General features: G+C 38.6%; 10 protein-coding genes. All 10 read left to right on the top strand.

Going from position 1 to position 18,655, the window contains the following annotated elements; genetic code table 11:
• Window positions 1–38: 38 nt before the first annotated feature.
• The 10 genes from D7Z94_RS22510 to D7Z94_RS22460 all read left to right on the top strand — a co-directional run bounded on the left by D7Z94_RS22510 (window position 39) and on the right by D7Z94_RS22460 (window position 18,635).
• Window positions 39–5,018, top strand: a complete 4,980-nt coding sequence (locus D7Z94_RS22510) for a hypothetical protein (protein WP_120713887.1) — start codon at window positions 39–41, stop codon at window positions 5,016–5,018.
• A gap of 396 nt (window positions 5,019–5,414) precedes the next feature.
• The gene (locus D7Z94_RS22500; protein ID WP_120713885.1) at window positions 5,415–6,086 is read left to right on the top strand and encodes a hypothetical protein; all 672 of its coding nucleotides are present in this window, start codon (window positions 5,415–5,417) and stop codon (window positions 6,084–6,086) included.
• 118 nt (window positions 6,087–6,204) lie between these two features.
• Window positions 6,205–6,495, top strand: a complete 291-nt coding sequence (locus tag D7Z94_RS22495) for a helix-turn-helix transcriptional regulator (RefSeq protein WP_120713884.1) — start codon at window positions 6,205–6,207, stop codon at window positions 6,493–6,495.
• Window positions 6,496–6,765: 270 nt separating this feature from the next.
• Window positions 6,766–7,062 carry a mobilization protein MbpA gene (mbpA, locus tag D7Z94_RS22490; protein WP_120714062.1) on the top strand — a complete coding sequence of 99 codons (297 nt, stop codon included), beginning with the start codon at window positions 6,766–6,768 and terminating at the stop codon, window positions 7,060–7,062.
• Entirely contained in the window at window positions 7,059–7,940 is an 882-nt protein-coding gene (locus tag D7Z94_RS22485; protein WP_120713883.1) for a relaxase/mobilization nuclease domain-containing protein, read from the top strand. The genes mbpA and D7Z94_RS22485 overlap by 4 nt, the downstream gene beginning before the upstream one ends.
• Window positions 7,941–7,944: 4 nt before the next feature.
• Entirely contained in the window at window positions 7,945–8,412 is a 468-nt protein-coding gene (locus D7Z94_RS22480; protein WP_120713882.1) for a DUF6730 family protein, read from the top strand.
• 433 nt (window positions 8,413–8,845) lie between these two features.
• Window positions 8,846–11,227: an ABC transporter permease gene (locus D7Z94_RS22475; RefSeq protein ID WP_120713881.1), complete on the top strand. Its 2,382-nt coding sequence runs from the start codon at window positions 8,846–8,848 to the stop codon at window positions 11,225–11,227.
• Between the two features lie 20 nt (window positions 11,228–11,247).
• Window positions 11,248–13,659, top strand: coding sequence for an ABC transporter permease (locus D7Z94_RS22470; RefSeq protein ID WP_120713880.1), 2,412 nt, complete (start codon window positions 11,248–11,250; stop codon window positions 13,657–13,659).
• Window positions 13,660–13,740: 81 nt separating this feature from the next.
• Entirely contained in the window at window positions 13,741–16,128 is a 2,388-nt protein-coding gene (locus tag D7Z94_RS22465; RefSeq protein WP_120713879.1) for an ABC transporter permease, read from the top strand.
• A gap of 23 nt (window positions 16,129–16,151) precedes the next feature.
• Window positions 16,152–18,635, top strand: coding sequence for an ABC transporter permease (locus D7Z94_RS22460; RefSeq protein ID WP_120713878.1), 2,484 nt, complete (start codon window positions 16,152–16,154; stop codon window positions 18,633–18,635).
• The last annotated feature ends 20 nt before the right edge of the window (window positions 18,636–18,655 follow it).

Below are 18,655 nucleotides of genomic sequence, written 5' to 3'. Positions count from 1 at the left end.
CAAGACCCTCTTGTTTACCACTAAAATCATCAATATCAATGAATCAAACAACTCTCAAAACGGTTCTATTGGATAATTCTTACTATTCAGTGGGTTTTCCAGAAGAGAAATGGGACGAATTAATCAAAAGAAACAATTATCTATCACAAATAGATGGATACTTTGATAAAGAAGTAGACGTAGTTTTTATTGAAGGTGATGAGGATTCGGGAAAGACTACTTTATGTGCACAATATGCAAAAAAGGGTGGAGCTTCAGTAATTTCGATTTTTTTTAATCCTCACAATGATATGGATTATGAAATTGGCTTCTATTGTACAAATTTCGTGAATCAAGCGAAGAATATTTTAGGACATGAAGAAGCCTCGGAGGATGCTTTTTATGGATTGGAAGAATATAGGCAGTTCCCATTTTTATTAAGAAAATATCTTAAAAAAACCAAAGGGAAGTTAACAATAATATTGGATGGTCTTGAAGGGTTAAATCATAAACATCATGAATTTTTCAGAAACTTGCTACTATCGGTTCCTTTCGGAGATAATAGTTTTAGAATAATTATTAGTGGCGAGGAACAGGAATTTCTAGATTTTCATCCAAAACTTAAAAAACAGAAAATCAAGTCTATAAATCTGGCTGGCTTTTCAGACCCAGAAATTATAAATTATCTTGGAATTAAGGAAGTAAATACCAAGGATAGGAGATTAAAAGATTTATATAAGATTACGAAAGGACTTCCAGGTAGATTGAAAATTTTAAAAAGATTACTTAGTGAGGAAGATATTTCGCTTGAGGAAATATCTAAATCCAAGTCATATTCGCATTGGTTGGAGTACGATTGCAACTCAATTGATTTAAGTGATAAAAACCATAATAAAATCGTCTCTTTACTTGCTCTAAAAGACAAATCGTATCCAATCGGTCATATTGCTAATATTTGTTCATTAGACATCAAAGAAGCGGAACAAATAATTGATTCAAATAGCATATTTGAAAAATTAGGTGACAACATTCGGCTTTCCTCGCAAGCGCATAAGCAATATTTTGCCAATTTGTTAAGAGGAAATAAAAAGACTGTTGATGAAATGCTTATTGATTTTTATGCTTCAGAAAACTCGATAAATTCTTTGATAGAGTTACCAAAACTACATGCCAATTCAAACGAATGGGATAAGGTAATAAATGTTTTAAACGAAGAGTATTTACCAAGAATTGTGGAAAGTACTGGTTCGCTTAAAATTGTAAATGAGAGCCTTGAATTAGGTTTGGAAGCTTCTAAAAATATGGGGAAGCATTCTGAATTATGGAGATTTTCTATACAAGGTAGTATTGTAAACGAGTTGGACAACTATCTTTTTTGGGAGTCGGAGATTCGGGCAAGAATAGCTATTCATGACTTTACTGGAGCTGTATCCTTAGCTGAAAGTGCGGTATTGAAGATTGATAGGTTAAGGTTGTTAGCTCTTATAGCCAAACATCAAAAAGAATATAGCAAATCTGTAGACGAAGACTTAATTAAATTAATACAAGACCTATATGAAACCACGGACTTATTTTCTGTTGGAAGCAAAATATTTGATATAGTTTCTGATCTGTTATATGCAATTCCAAATTTGGCTATCGAAATCATCGAAAAATCTTCAGGCAAAACTCCAGAAAGTGATATTAATGATTGGATTATTACGAAACTCTCTATCGCTGCAATCGATTCTGATTCAAAAGAAGAGAATGACATAGGCAAGGAAGAATCAAAAAAAATTGAGGCTGTTAACAAATTGGATAACTCTTCTGCAAAGAAGATAACGAAAGCAATTTCTTTTTTAGTTGGGAATTATACTTCTGAAAGACTAATTAACGAGGTTAATAAACTGTCTGAACCAAATGAAAAATTAAGGCTACTAAGACTATGGCTGAGCAATAATAAAACAAATATCAATGATGTTCAAATTGTTATTGAAATTGCCCTCGATGAACTGGTGAAATCATCTTCTGAAAATCAAATCAACTTTGATTCTTTAAAAGAACTATCAAGCTTATTACCCTTTATCAAGGATGTAGAGGCTAAACATAAATTATTGAGTAGGTTCAAATCCTTGGAGAAGGATATTTCCGAACTTGGTTTAACCAAGAATAAATATATATACCAGCTTAATATTTTTCATACAGAATTTGTACTTCATGAAAGAAATTGGAAAAAAACACTGGAAAAGATTATCGAAGAGATAGGCAAAATAAATGATACGCTAATAAAACTAGATTCTTTTGCTGAAGTCTATTCAAAATTGAAGACAATCAGGAATGAATATATAGGAAATAGAAATGTTCAGATTTACGCAATCGTCCTTGAACTCTCTAAAAAATTATATGATGAAACATCATATCATTTTAGAATATCCCGTTATCTACTAAAGACCATAGGGAATAAAAATCCAATACTAGCGCTAAAGATATGTGATAATATCAATAGTGTCTACCAGAAAGAATTGGCCAAAATGTTGGTGTTGGATTCTTATTTGGATAACAATCTACGCTATGTTAAGCTTCCCTTATTGCAAAAAATTGAAGATTCGTTAGAATATACCGAGATGCATGAACAACTTATAATAGCAATTTTGGAAAGGTATTCGGAAGCAAAATCTTTACATTTTAATACAATAAGAGATTTGTTCATCTACACTGAAAAAATTAAAAAAATCAAAAATTTAAGCTTTAGATTATATGGTTTCGTTTTACAATATAAAATACTAGCTAAAAATCCAGAATGGAAAACCAGGCTATCGCTAAAACAACAAAATCTAATTTATGATACATGGGGAAAAATTGAATCGGACTGGGATAGGGTAGATAATGGTTTTGTGGTGTGTGCTGACTTAGCTGAAATAGCGCCAATTTTTGCAAAAAGAATCTTTGGCGAAAGTGATATTATAAAGAGAAATAGTTGGATTGATTCAAGTTTGGTCGCTCAGACCTACATTATAAGCATTAAATTAATATTAAAGGCCTTCTCCGGGTTAATAATACACAAACAAGAAACTGTTTCTGATTATAAAACAATCGAAAGTTTAATAAACAGAATTCCCTCTGAAACAAACAAATTAAATTTATGGACGGAACTAGGGCTAATAGTAGAATCAGAAGGCCGTAGGGAATTAGGTCAAAGGATTTTAGAGGAACATGTTTATCCAATTCTGGTCTCTCTTGAAGATAAAAAGATTGACTTAGACAACGTATCTACAAGTCTTTTATTTGTTCATTTATATAATCCTGAAAGTGCTTTAAAATATGCTGCCACTAGCTTGAGTATCGAAACACAAGAAAGTTTATATGGTAAAATCTGTTATTACTATATATCCAAAAGAAGTCCGTTTGAGTTATATGAAGATGAGATAGTAAAATTTAAAGCTGATTATAATGACATTACTAAGGCCATACAAGTTCTAACCTCGGCAAATGTTGACAATAATATTTACTACCATTTAAAAGATATATGTAATGCCATAAAGGATGGTAAAAAGGGGAAATTATCATCATTACAAGTAAATGTCTTGATAGAAAGCCTGGAAACTTTGGTAAAAGAAAAATTACCTGACCCTAAAAATATAAAGCATAAAGGATATCAAATCCTTGCCAGTGCTAAAATTGCAAATATTAAAACCAAGGGTGTCAAGCATAAAGAGTTTTGGGATAACTTAATAAGCTTAGCAGATGATATTCCTAATAAGTCTGATAAGATTTATGTCAAATCAGTTTTACTAGAGGAAATTCCTTTTGAAAAAATAAACAATGGAAAAGAGGTAAAACCCAAAATATTCAATGAAATTATTCAAAGTCTTGAGTCTTTAAGTGTGCATTATGAATTCATTCAAAGAGTTAATGATATTACTGCAATAATGCATGAAACCAATAAAAAACAATGGAATGAATTAGTTCAAAAAGCCTTCAACTTATCAGAAAAACTTGAAAAAGGTAAAGATATATACAATTCTCAGAAAAAAATAATAGACTCCATGTATAGATTGGAGCCTTCATTTGCGAAGAAATTAATCAAAACAATTGACAAGGAAAATAAGGAGACAAATATTGGAAAACTTCTTCATGACCACTATGAAAGTCTAGAAATTTCCAATAAAATTAAGAATAACACAGAATTATTAGATAGAGAAAAAAATAATAGTAAAATATTGATTAAATCTGTTATATCGGCTCTTAAATCTTTGAATTCGGATAGGCTAACTCCAAAAAAAATTAATGAAATAACAAATTATTTGACAATAGGAAAGAAACTTCCCTTGCATGATATCTTTCCGGTATATGTGTATTACCTTTCTAATTGTCACAGGACATACCGAGCTGCAAAATTGACGGGTAGAGTTAAAAATCTTCATATCGACAATTTTAGAGAAGCGATAAAGGCTACTGAACTTATTCAGTTATTATCTCATAGGCGAAAACAAAGTGAAAAATCTACTAGAAAGTATTTTGTTGATAATGAATTCTCAAAAAACCGTTTAATAAGACCAAAGAGCAGAGAGGAAGCCCTTTCATTTATTAGGGATTGGATGAATGACGAAGTCGAAGAATTTATTCTAATTGGTGATCCTTATTTCGAATCTGAAGATTTGGACATTCTTAAAATAATAAAAGAATCCTGTGATGAAGAAATTGATGTAGAAATTTTAGGTTCTAAAAATGGTCCTGTAGAAGGAACGGAACAAAAGTTTAAAAAATATTGGAAGAAGATATCTGATGAACTACCTCCATATACAAATGTGACTTTTGTATGGATACCAGAGAAAAACAACGACACACCCTTTCATGACAGATGGTTGATTACCAAAAATAGTGGGCTCAGATTAGGAACGTCTATAAATTCTATTGGCCGTGGAAAGGATAGCGAGTTGTCTGTTATGAAACCTACAGATTCATTGAAAATTCAAGAAAATATACTTCTAGAATATGTCAGAAACCGTAAAAAGTCTCACAATAATCAAAGACTATCATATAAAAGTTTTAGTTTATAAAAATTATTGAGTTGATGTGGCCTAAGAAGATTTTAGCAAAACAATCCTCCTACGCCAAAAGGGCTTCGGCGGACGCTGTAGGCGAGGGTAGCGGCCACATTTGTAAGCATGCCAAGCCCCTGCGGAAGTCGAATAACCCTTCCACTCCAATCCTCCCCAGCGGACACGCTCCGCCGGTCCACAGGGAAGTCTTTCCGCTCCGGCCTGCCGGCCTGTGGCAGGTTTTCCCGACCTCCTCGGAGCCGCGCGAAAGAACAAGCGGCGAAGGGCCGCTTGACCTTTCTTCCCCCTATCCACAAAATCTGAATACGTCCATCCTGATAATCGACCATCCCATCGATAATTGAATGAACCACAGTTTCTTTTTAACTATCTTGAAATCAATAGTTAGGACAATTGAAAAGGATAATCCATCATATCGCCAGTTGGTTGGTAGGCCTAAATGACAGGAAGGACAAAATCAACCAAGACCTTACCGCTTTTATGAAAAGAGGTAACAATGGACTGATTGTGGGCTTTGCCGTTTTTGGAGTAATTGCCGTTCTTTCATCGCTCAATCTTTACAAGGATTATGGCAAACTTTGGCTTGCCCTAATCCCAATTGGTCTGCTCGTAACCTTCTTCTTTGCGATACTGGTGTTGGGCGCATATAAGGAGAAAACGAGGTACAGAAACCGGAGTTCAAGAATGAAGCTGGTCAGTTTCAATATGGATTTCAACGAGCGCATTCTTAGAAGGATTTATGGCTCATTGACCAAATATGAATACTTGGACGAGAACCTGAGCAGCTTCCAAGATTTTTATAATGTACTTGTCCTAAATTTCGATGAACATGATTCAGCCCTACATTTTATTTGTACCCAACCCCAGCTAAAATATATTTTGGACAAGTTCAAGCAACATAAAAAGGGGATAAGTCTTAAGTCCTTTGAGCGTTCCAAAAAAATATACCACAAAGGAAATTTGATTTCCGCAGAAACATTATCAAAAAAGTATAATGAGTTTCCACCGGACCGTGAATTCGAGCAAAGAATAGATTCATTTTTCGATTTCTTGGGGGATATTTAGAAATTTCAAGGGGGAGACTTCCCCTTTTTGCCCTTCCATCTGCTATCATCCGTTTACATTGCATCGCACATTTGTAACACAAGCTGGCCGCATTGCGGCTCTTTTAAAAGCGAAAATTATGGAAACGGAAAACGATATGGTGGAAATACTAAAAGAAATCAAGGGGCTGCTATCCCATCAAAAGAAAGTGATGAACGTGGATGACCTTGTGGCCTATACGGGACTTTCAAAAAGCAAGATCTACAAACTAACACAATTGCGTTTGATTCCCATGGGCGGCAACAAACACATTCGCCAAAAATTCTTCAATAAGGATATCATCGATGCATGGCTGATGGGCGAACCTAATCTAACGGATGACTATTTGGAACGGGAATTTGATAAACAACTTTCACGAAGTAAGAAATAATACTTCATCAAAAAAACATACCGATTAGTGATAGTTAAATGATAATAGGAAGTATGTGGATAGGGAGAAAAAAGAGTGAAACGGAGTGTAGTGGAAAAATGCGTCTGAGTGAGAATTCGAGATGTGTCATTGTCATGACAAATCTCGCTTTTGCTCCCGGTGGTCGCAAAAGATCGGAACTGTTGATAGGGCCATCGACTTATAATTTAAAGATGGGGTTCCGATTCGTTTATTTAAAAATGGTTTGTTCCGATTAAAGAATTATTGAACGTGAAAAAGGAGTTCGTACAATTTCGATGTTCCATTTATGAAAAGAAACTGCTCAGGGTCAAGGCCAAAAAGAGCGGACTTTCCATAAGCGAGTATTGTCGCCGTGCCGCATTTGAGGACAGGATCATCGAACGCTTTACAAAGGAACAGATCGAAATGTACAAGATGCTGGCCAAGTACGAACTCAACTTTAAACGCATCGGCAATATGTTCCGGAAACGCAATCCGAGACTGGCCAATGAAGTGGTACAATTGGCAAATGAGATACGCAAACATCTTTTGGGTTTCAAGAAATGATAGGTCTTGGAAAATCCATAGCGCATACAGGGGCTTCCATGGGCTATGGATGGAACCAGGAAAAAGATGCCAAAGTGGTGTATCGGGAACATCTGTCAGGGGAGAATCCAAAGGAAATCACCCAAGAGTTCAAGGTCGTTCAATCTCAGAACCACAAATGCAAAAAGAATACGTTGAGCTTTGTTTTAAGTCCGACCGTAGAAGATGGGAAGGAACTTAACGAAAAAGAACTAAAGGAAACTACAGAGCGATTTGTCAAGGAAATGAAATTACAGGAACGACAGGCCATTGCATTCGTACATCGGAACAAAAAACATCTACACATCCATTTATATGTAAACCGTATCGGTTTTGATGGAAAGGCTTATAAGGACAACTTTATCGGAAAACGCAGCCAACAGGCGGCGGAAAGAGTGGCCTGGCAAATGGGCCTGACCACCGTAAGGGAAGTGCAACAACAAAAGCTGGAGAAGGTCAAGGAAGTAAGAGCGGAAATCAGGCAAATCCACGAAAAGGTAATTTCAGAAATGAGGCCCAAGGACTTTGACCATTACATCAAGTACATGAAAGAAAAAGATGTTCAAGTGATTCCCAGCATCAACAAGTCAAACCGGCTACAAGGTTTCCGATTTGGGTACAAAGGCCATGAACTGAAAGGAAGCGATGTACACCGTTCCATGTCCATGGCACGGATCGCCGAGCGAATCGGATTTGGCAAACAGGTTTCTCAAAATATCACTAAAGACCAAACCATGAAACTATTGGGGAATACGGTACAAGTATCGCCAAATCTGGCCGCTAAAATCGCGGCCAAGGTAGTTAAACAAGTCATCAAAAGAACGATAGATAAAGGGATTGGTGTCGGAATAGAAATCTAGGACTATGGCAAAAATGGACGAAATCATGGAAGTGCTGACCCAAGAAATAGCCGGGTTCAATACATCCATTGCCAAACTTGAAAAACTTTCAGAAAAGTTCAAAAACCTAGAGGTCGAAATGGATACCTCGAAATTGGAGTTCCGTCTGGACGATTTCATAAAAACACAAAAGCGAACCATAGAATCCTATGAAAACAGAATGGAACAAGTACTGAAAAAAATTGAAAAGTCAAGATGGACACCAAAATGGGAGGTTGCAGTGATATACATAGTCATGTGTCTAAACACCATTGCGTTCAGTTATTTAGGTTACTATTTCGTCAACTATGAACAGAAAAAGGAAGCCGCAGTGGCTAAAGGCAAAGAAGAAGGACTAGGCAAAGCAAGAGGGTATTTCGATGACCATCCGATAATCTACAAGGATTTTGAAAGGTGGGCCAAACGGAAGGATAGCGTTCCAAATCAAGAGTAGGGCTGCGCCCTATGGAATTTCTTTTCACCCGCCTCTGGCGGGCTTCCCGCTTATCTTCCCGAACGCGGAAGAAATTCCACAGGATCCAGGCGCAAAGTTCTAGGTAAGATTTGGGATGGAATGTGTTGGAAGGTCAGTATTAAATCGTCTCAATAAATGCTTTGTTTAATTAGACATTATATTTTTGATTTTCATCTTAGGAAAGGTATATCTGCATCTATTAGGCATTGTACAATTAATTGACATTTTTTGTCAATTTTTTTTACACCTAAATGGGGCCAATTTAAAATGCTAATCATAACTATTTGATTTAAAGAATATTAATAAATTGGAATAGTTATTGGGTAAAATCTAACATCTTCGAGATGTCTGTGTTCTATTTCTAGTGCCATTCAAAGGCAGATATCTCGTATCATTGATCAAAAAATAAACCATGTTCAAAAACTATCTAAAAATCGCTTGGAGGAATCTTCGGAGAAGAAAGGGATTTACTATCATTAACATACTTGGGTTATCCCTCGGGTTTGGGTGCAGTATCTTGATCTTTCTCTTCGTTAGCCATCACATGAGCTACGACACTTTTCATAAAAACTCGGATAGGATTTATCGTGTGGTAACCGAAATGCACCAAGACAAGGTCGAATATATATCCAGTGTTCCTCCGGGGTTCGTCAATGAATTCAGAACGGACTACGTTTACGCGGAAAAAGTAGGAAAACTGGTAAACGACTACAATAGGGTTATCGATGTAGAAACGAATACCGACAAAATCAAGTTTAAGCAAAATGTGGTTTTTGCTGAAAAAGAGCTGTTCCAGATTTTTAATTTTCCATTGGTTGATGGCACAAATAATATCGGGCTGGAAGAACCTAATACTGCATTGGTTACCGAAGAAATGGCCAACAAAATGTTCGGAAACGAAAACCCTGTCGGAAAGACTTTTACGATCGACGGCAAGGAACCAATTCGAATAACCGCAATACTGAGGGATCTGCCCAAAACGAGCCAGATCAAGGGCGATATTTTTGTTTCGTTCAAAACCCTGGAGAACTATAATAAAATTATGGCCAGCGAGACCTGGGCGGGTATCAACCCGACTTTGCAGTGTTATGCCCTTCTAAAGCCTGACCAGAACATTTCGCAAATAGAAGATAAGTTCGGGCAACTCGTAGAAAAGAACCGTCCGAACAGCAACAATGTCCACCACTATAAATTACAACCGCTTGCGGAAGTTCATTTTAATCCTGATTATGGTGGGGACACCAACAAAAAAACGCTATGGACATTTTCGTTGATAGGCCTTTTTCTACTTATCATGGCCTGTATCAACTTTATCAATATAGCAACTGCACAGTCGGTCCATCGCTCCAAAGAAGTTGGTATACGAAAGGTTCTAGGGGGAAATAAAAAGCAACTTTTCTGGCAATTCATGGCCGAAACTTTTATTATTTCGATAGCTGCCTTTCTGATCGGGCTGGCACTTAGTCTGTTGACGTTGCCATATTTCAACTCGATTTTTGATTTGGAACTTACGCACGAAGGACTTTTAGGCGTAAGGTTTTTTATGTTCTCGGCCTTTTTATTGCTTTTGGTTGCTATCCTGTCCGGCAGCTATCCAGGTGTTCTCATAGCCCGTATATTGCCCATTTTGGCTTTAAAACAAAAACTTTCAACGACGAATACCGGAAGTTTGAATATCAGAAAAACACTGGTGGTAGTTCAATTTAGCATATCCATCGTTCTAATTATAGCCACTTTGGTAATCAGCAAGCAAATCAAATACGCTGTCAATTCCGATCTCGGCTTTGACAAGGAAGCGATGGTAATGGTCAATCTTCCAGGAAAATTGGCTCCTGAAAGGAAGGAAGGTCTAAAAGAACGTATAAGTACACTGTCAGGTGTAGAAAAAATAACAGCTTGCGCGTCCGCCCCAGCAGCATCTACTTGGACTTGGGGAACCAGTATGAAATATGCCAATAGGCCAGAAGAAGAACCGTTTTACGTTGAAGCGAAAATAGCGGACGAGGATTATCTAGCCACCTTCGATCTTGATTTGGTGGCCGGAAGAAATTTTATCCTTAAAGACTCCATTCAGGAAGTCTTGGTCAACGAGACCTTATCAAAAAAGTTGGGATTGGCATCTCCCGATGAATTGATTGGAAAAAAAGTAAAAATCGCACATATTCAGGCAAACATCGTAGGTGTTGTAGCCGACTTCCATGACCAAACTTTTCATGGGAACATCAATCCGATTTTCATGGCCCCCGACCCGAATTGGTTTTATGAATTCGGAATAAAGGTCAATATGGCCAATAAAGAAAAGACATTAACGGAAATCGAAAAGTTATGGTCATCGGTTTTCCCTAATTATGTTTTCGAATATACCTTCTTGGATGACAAAGTAGCCCAGAGCTATAAAAGGGAAAAACAGTTTTTAGCACTGACCAACCTCTTCAGTATTCTGGCCATTATTATCGGGTGCCTTGGCATCTATGGCCTCATTTCCTTCTTTGTGGTACAGAAAACAAAAGAAATAGGCATACGTAAAGTATTAGGTGGTAGCGTTCGAAGTATCCTAATATTGATTACCGGGGATTTTTTAAAGCTTATTTTGGTATCGGGGCTTATAGCCTCTCCCATAGCTTGGTACTTTTTAAACGATTGGCTGGAAGGCTTTGCTTATAGAACACAAATGTCTTGGTGGGTATTTGGCATTGCCATTGGAGGACTGCTCTTGATAACCATGATTACGGTAAGTTATCAATCTATAAAAGCTGCCTTGGCCAACCCCGTAAAAAGTTTACGGACAGAATAAATCATCAAAAAACGAGAACCATGTTCAAAAACTATCTAAAAATCGCTTGGCGAAATCTAACGAAAAACAAGCAGCAGACTATCATCAATCTATTGGGTCTGACCGTGGGTACGGTAAGTTGCCTGACCATTTTACTATATGTTTTTGACCAAACGGGTTATGATGAACATCATGATAATGCTGAAAACATATACCGGGTAAGGACATTCATAGAGAGAGATGGGCAGGAAGATTTCGTATCGGCCGCAACCGGGCCACCGACCGGGCCAGCCATGAAAGCTGATTTTCCTGAAGTGATCGAAGCCTGTCGTATCGTTTTTACCGACGAATTCGGGATAAAACCGATACGTGCCACCGATAGCGAAGATGGGTATTATGAGACAAATGTCTATTTAGCCGATTCGACGATTTTCAAGGTGTTCGCCTATAAGTTCGTTGAGGGTACCGCAAAGTCGGCGTTGAGCGCACCCAATACCGTGGCACTTTCATCAGTGCTGGCCAAAAAACTTTTTGGCAATGAAAAGGCATTGAACAAAACCGTGGAATGGGGCAGCGGCGAAGATGCACAAACTTTAACGGTTACTGGTGTCTTTGATGAAACCTTTGGAAAAACGCATCTAAACCCCAATTATATCGTTACCATGAATACACCGGGAATGGGGGAATTCATTAGGACGATGGACAACTTCAGGACCAACAACTTTGTATATACTTACGTCAGTTTGGCACCGGGCACAAATGCGGAACATTTACAGTCGAAACTCCCCGATTTCTTAAAATCCCACGGTGGGGAATTGGTTGCGGACAAAAGTATTTTTCTTCAAAAAGTAACCGACATACATCTCTATTCCAAAGGAATAAAATTTCAAATTGACAAGGTTTCAAGTATAGAATACCTTTATTTTTTATTGACTTTGGCCTTTTTTATACAATTGGTGGCCTGTATCAACTTCATTAACTTGAGTACTGCACGCGCAAATAAACGAGCCATGGAAATCGGGGTCCGCAAAGTAGTCGGTGCGGGTAAAAACGCCTTGGTACGGCAGTTTTTTGGGGAATCTTTATTGCTGTCCTTTTTAGCGGTGCTTATAAGTATCCCCAGTACCCTGATGTTGTTGGGCTTTGTAAATAAAATCACTCAAAGCGATTTAGGATATATTGATTTGCTCAATGCCAAAATTTTGCTCATTCTTGTTGGGTTAGGATTTATTACCGGTCTGGTAGCGGGTATTTATCCCGCCTTGATTTTATCATCCATCAAACCCGTAAAAGTTTTGAAGGGCACCATCAATCTGCAATCGGGCAATGGGACTTTCCGAAGGGTGCTGGTCGTTTTTCAATTTGTGGTTTCCATTGGACTTGTAGCCGCCGTGATCATCATCACGCAACAGTTTAGCTATACACAGAACAAGGATTTAGGTTTTGTTAAGGATAATCTTCTTGCCGTGCGTATGGGCAGTAGCACCGTAAACGATAATTACGATGCTTTAAAATCCCAGTTCATGGCATTATCAGGAGTATCTCATGTAGCCGGACTGAAATATTCCCCTGCGGAAAGAGTGCTAAATGATTTCAACCTCTATCTACCCGGAAAGAATCCTGAAAAAGGAATCAATATCCAGAACAATGGTGTTAGTGAAGATTATTTTAAAGCAATGAAAATCAAACTATTACAAGGTCGGGAATTTAGGGAAGGAGATGAGATGCAAGTGATAGTTAATCAAACTTTGCTCCAAGACCTGAATATCGACTCAGAGCGGGCTTTAGGTTCCAAGCTTTTGAATACCCAAGGGGATGAAACCATGGAGTTTGAAATTGTCGGGGTCGCAAACGATTTTCATTTTGCAGATCTCAAAAACCCTATTGAGCCGTTGTTGCTTTATAAGTCAAGCCGCCTTAATTGGATGGTGCTGAGGATGGAAACTGCAAATTACAAGGATTTATTAGGGCAATTGGAACAGATTTGGAAAGCTACGATCAAGAATGTTCCTTTTACTTATGCATTTATGGATCAAGAGGTAGATAAAATGTATGAAGAAGAAAAAAGATTGGGAAATATTTCTGCACTCTTTACCATTATCGCAATTCTTATCAGTTACCTCGGCCTCTTCGGCCTCGTATCCTATGTAGCCGAACAAAAGAAAAAGGAGATAGGCATTAGAAAAGTGCTGGGGGCAAGTATCAATTCCGTGGTACGATTACTTACCAAGGACTTTCTAAAACTCGTTGGCATCGCCTTTTTGATCGCTGCCCCCATAGCGTACTATCTTATGCAGCGTTGGTTAGAAGGATACACCTATCGCATCGAAATTCATTGGTGGGTTTTTGTCTTGGCTGGGGGTTTTGCTTTGGTCATTACATTGTTTACCGTAGGATTTCAGTCGATAAAATCGGCATTGGCCAATCCGGTCAAAAGTTTGCGGACAGAGTGAAACATATGGAAATTTAGGACATCTTTACTTTAAAGAAGATGGGTCTATTTGTAATAGTATCATCAATCAAAAATGCCAATCATGCTAAAACACAATCTAAAATTATTCTTCAGGAATATAAAAAAGTATAAGAGCACTTTTCTCATAAATGTAATCGGGCTTTCAACAGGTTTAGCCTGTGTACTATTGATTGCACTTTGGGTAGTTGATGAACTACAAGTTGACAAGTTTCATAAAAATGATACGGAACTGTATCAAGTCTGGAACAAATTCGAAAACCCCGATGGAATTAAGCTAGCGTTTTGGACACCTGATATGCTTGCAGAGACGATGGCGGAACAACTGCCGGAAGTAAAATATGCATCGCCATTCATACCGGGCGGATGGTTAGGAAATATGCCGTTAACCACTGAAAAAGAAACCTACAAAGCATCTGGAGTATTTGCAGGCAGGGACTACTTCAAAATGTTCTCATATGAATTAATTAAGGGCACTGAAGACCAAGTGTTGACAGATATCAGTTCAATCGTAATATCAGAATCTTTGGCTACGAAAATCTTTGGTAGTCCGGATGAAGCGATAGGAAAAGCATTGGAATGGAACGCCCTCAACACCAATGAGACACATACCGTAAGTGGTATTTTTAAGGACTTGCCCTCAAATTCCACACAACAATTTGATTTCATATTACCTTTTGAACGATTTGTAAAATTGTCCCCCAATATCGGAAGAGAATCCAGTTGGACCCAGAATGCCCCAATTACCTATATCGTTTTGGAAAAAGGTACAAACGTGGAGCGGTTCGCAAAAAAGATAGCGGGTTTTTCAAAGGCACAAGACGATAATGTGGAGGCCGATTTATTTCTAAAGCAATATTCCACCAACTATTTGCACGGAAATTTTGAAAATGGAAAAGTCGTGGGCGGTCGAATAGAATATGTGTACTTGTTTTCGGCAATAGCCCTTTTTATATTGATTATCGCCTGTATCAATTTTATGAACCTTTCCACCGCCAATGCCACTCGAAGAGTAAAGGAAATTGGTATCAAAAAGGCCTTGGGATCCCAGCGTCGAACTTTGATCTGGCAATATTTTGGGGAAGCCATATTAACGGCATTCTTTTCATTACTGGTCGCAATACTGATAATGGCAGCCATATTACCACAATTCAATATGATTACCGGCAAAACGCTATCGTTGTTACCGGATTTTCAGACCATGGCTATAATACTGACTACGGTGCTTTTTACGGGACTATTGGCGGGAAGCTATCCAGCACTTCATCTTTCGCGCTTCAATCCAGTGGCCATTTTAAAAGGAAAATTGAAAAGTGCCACTAGTGAAGTTTGGGTACGCCAAGGTCTGGTGGTATTTCAATTTGGACTATCCATCATCTTGATTGTGGCCGTATTGGTAGTATACAAACAAATCGATTTTGTACAGTCAAAAAACCTTGGAATGGAAAAAGACAATGTAATCTATTTTCAAAAGGAAGGGCTATTACAATCAAAGTCAGAAGCTTTTTTGGAAAAAGTAAATACGATTCCGGGAGTTTTGAACGCTACTACAGCCGTACAAAATTTTGTAGGTTCCCAAATGAACAATACCAGTGGAGTTAGATGGCCGGGACAAGAAGAAGGAACCACCATCGATTTCACGGATATGGGTACAAGTGTGGGTCTGATAGAAACACTCGATATCGAAGTGGCGGAAGGCAGGGCTTTTTCAAAGGCATTTGCATCGGATAGCACTAGCGCAATCCTTTTTAACGAAACGGCCATAAGAACTATGGGGCTGAAGGATCCGGTAGGTAAAACAGTTAATTTATGGGGAGAAGACCGTCAGATAGTCGGGGTCGTCAAAGATTTCCACTTTCAATCCTTCCGTGAAGCCATTCGACCAATGTTCTTTAGGTTGGTTCCAGAAAAACAGACCTTTTTGTTTATGGCAAAACTGGCAGCGGGAAGTGAAAGGGAGACTTTGGCCCAATTAAAGGAGATTTATGGTGAATTCAATCCGGGATACACTTTTGATTACAAATTTTTGGATACCGATTTTCAGGCCTTGTACGAATCGGAAAATAGGGTCGCAGTGCTCTCCAAATACTTTGCCGGTCTTGCTATCCTAATTTCTTGTTTGGGCCTTTTGGGATTGGCAACTTTTACGGCCGAACGGCGTAGAAAGGAAATCAGCATCCGAAAAGTTCTGGGACAAACCGCTACGCAGGTCACTGTAATGCTTACCATCGAGTTTGCAAAACTTGTTATCATATCGATTTTAATTTCGCTCCCGCTCGCCTATTGGTTGACTAGCAATTGGCTTTCGGGATTTGTATATCGGATTCCCCTAAGTTTCTGGTATTTCCTAGGTGCTGGTATTGTTGCACTATTGGTTGCCATGCTTACTGTAGGTAGTCAGGCAATTCAAGCGGCGAACAAAAATCCGGTAAACGGATTAAGGGAGGAATAATCATCAAGCGAAAAAATTAAATCATGTTAAAAAATCACATCAAAATAGCATTCCGGTTTTTTAGAAAAAATAGGCTGTTTTCAGCTATTAATGTTCTAGGGCTTACTATCGGCATAACTGCATTTGTATTATTGACCCGATATGTGGTTTACGAAAAAAGTTATGATGAACACCTGCCCAATGTTGATGATCTCTATCGTGTGACCTTAACTAACAATTTAGGCAATAAAGGGTTTCAGACCTCAGCTACCAATCATCCAACAGTGGGTCCGGCCATGCTCGCAGATTTCCCGGAAGTGGAAGATTTTACTCGTATCGTGAATAAATCCATACCTCTTTCGGGTACTGTTATCCTATCATATACAAACGAACACGGCGAAAAGATCCAATCCGATGTCAAGGACGACATTATTTATTTAGCGAACAATTCCATTATCGAAATGTTCGCCATCGACTTGTATCAAGGAAACCCAGAATCAGCTTTGAAAGAACCGAATACAATCATTCTTTCTCAAAATATTGCAAAACGGTTTTTTGGGAATGAAAATCCGATTGGCAAACAGATCAAGCTGAACGACGGTTTTGAGTTAAAGGTAACAGGGGTGTTCGAAGAAGCCCCACAAAATACGCATTTGCCATTGGGCATGGTAGTTTCTTATGCTACGTTAGGTAGTGATAATGACTGGACAAACAGCTGGGTATGGCCCGAATTCTACAATTATATAAAACTTCGACCTGGTACTGACCCAAAACTAATTGAATCACGATTTCCTGCATTTGCCCAGAAATATCTTAGTGATATTATGAATGAGCATGGTTTTGAGGCGAGATTCGCATTACAGCCAGTGAGGGACATTCATCTGAAGTCCGATCTGAAAAAAGAAATTTCCACCAATAATAGCGAAGCAACGCTCTATTTTTTAATGCTGGTCGCGGCATTCATTATCGCCATTGCCCTTATCAACTTTATCAACCTATCTACTGCCAAATCGATGGAGCGCGCAAAAGAGGTAGGGCTGAAAAAAGTCGTGGGAGCGAGTAAAAGGATGCTTGTTTGGCAATTTTTGTTCGAATCGTTGTTCATCAACTTCTTTGCGACGCTTTTGTCCGTTCTATTGGTTAGTCTGTGTATTCCATCTTTCAACGCATTGGTCGGATTGGAAGTCTTGAGTTTGGGAATGTGGGCCGAATGGGAGGTTTGGATGGCTATGCTGGTAATATTCATGGGCGGTGGAATCCTTGCCGGACTATATCCCGCCTTCGTCCTTTCTGGTTTTGTGCCCGTCGATGTGCTAAAAGGGAGCTTTGAGAAAACAGGAAAAGGGTTGGTGCTGAGAAAGGCGCTCGTGGTTACCCAATTTGCTATTTCGATTGCACTGATCGCAGGTACTTTCATTGTTTACAATCAGTACTCGTTTATGCAGAATCAGGATTTGGGTTTTGACGCCAACCACAATTTGGTGCTTCGTGCGCCAATCTACACCGATTCTACTATTCAAGGGAAAGTCGAAACATTTAAGAATGAATTAGAACAAAGTCCGAAAATCAACTCTGTCACCTTATCAAATGAAATCCCGGGGCGGGCCATTGAATGGGAAAATGGGGTAAGAAAGCCACAGGAAGGTAAGGAGTTGGCGGTAGGGAGCAAGTTTTTAAGTGTAGACAACGACTTTTTGACAACTTACGATATTCGATTGTTGGCCGGAAGGGACTTTGTCGAAGGTGATGCAACATTTTACTATGATGATGATGGCCCAGTACGGCAAGGACACAGGGCCATATTGAACAATTCGGCCGCAAAAATCTTGGGATTCAACAAACCAGAAATGGCGCTCAACCAAAAGATAGTGTACCAATTCGGCCCAATGGATCGTACCGCGGAAGTCATCGGAGTGGTAGAGGACCATCACCAGCAATCGTTACAACAAGCCTATAGCCCCATAATACTTCTGTATTTCGATGGCTACAACTACGCAAGTTATATAACCGTAAACATTGCTGGAAATGTACATGAACCGATGAATGAGATAAAGGCCAAATACAAGGAATTTTTTCCTGATGATCTATACAACCACTTCTTTGTAGATGAACATTTTAATCGACAATACGAGGCCGACATCAAATTCGGAAAGGTTTGTTTGCTCTTTTCCATTTTAGCCATATTAATTGCAGCCTTGGGACTATTCGGACTAGGTTCGTATATGGCCGTGCAGAAAACCAAGGAAATAAGCATTCGAAAAGTCTTGGGTGCGTCTGTTGGACAAGCGTTGGTAATCATTCCGAAAACACTGTTGAGTCTTGTTTTGATATCGGGAGCAATAGCCCTGCCTATTATTTATTTCATTACGAAAAAATGGTTGGAAGGTTATGCCTTTAAAATTGAGATGGGAATTTGGATGTTTGCAGTACCCCTGCTCATTGTAATGCTCGTGGCTTTGTTGTCCATCATCTCTCAATCCCTTAGAACTGCAATGGTAAATCCCGCAGATACCTTGCGAAGCGAATAGAAACAACGAATAGATCTTAA

Origin of the sequence: Ulvibacterium marinum (assembly GCF_003626755.1) — a bacterium.
Lineage (GTDB): Bacteria > Bacteroidota > Bacteroidia > Flavobacteriales > Flavobacteriaceae > Ulvibacterium > Ulvibacterium marinum.
This window is presented reverse-complemented; position numbering and strand designations above follow the sequence as displayed.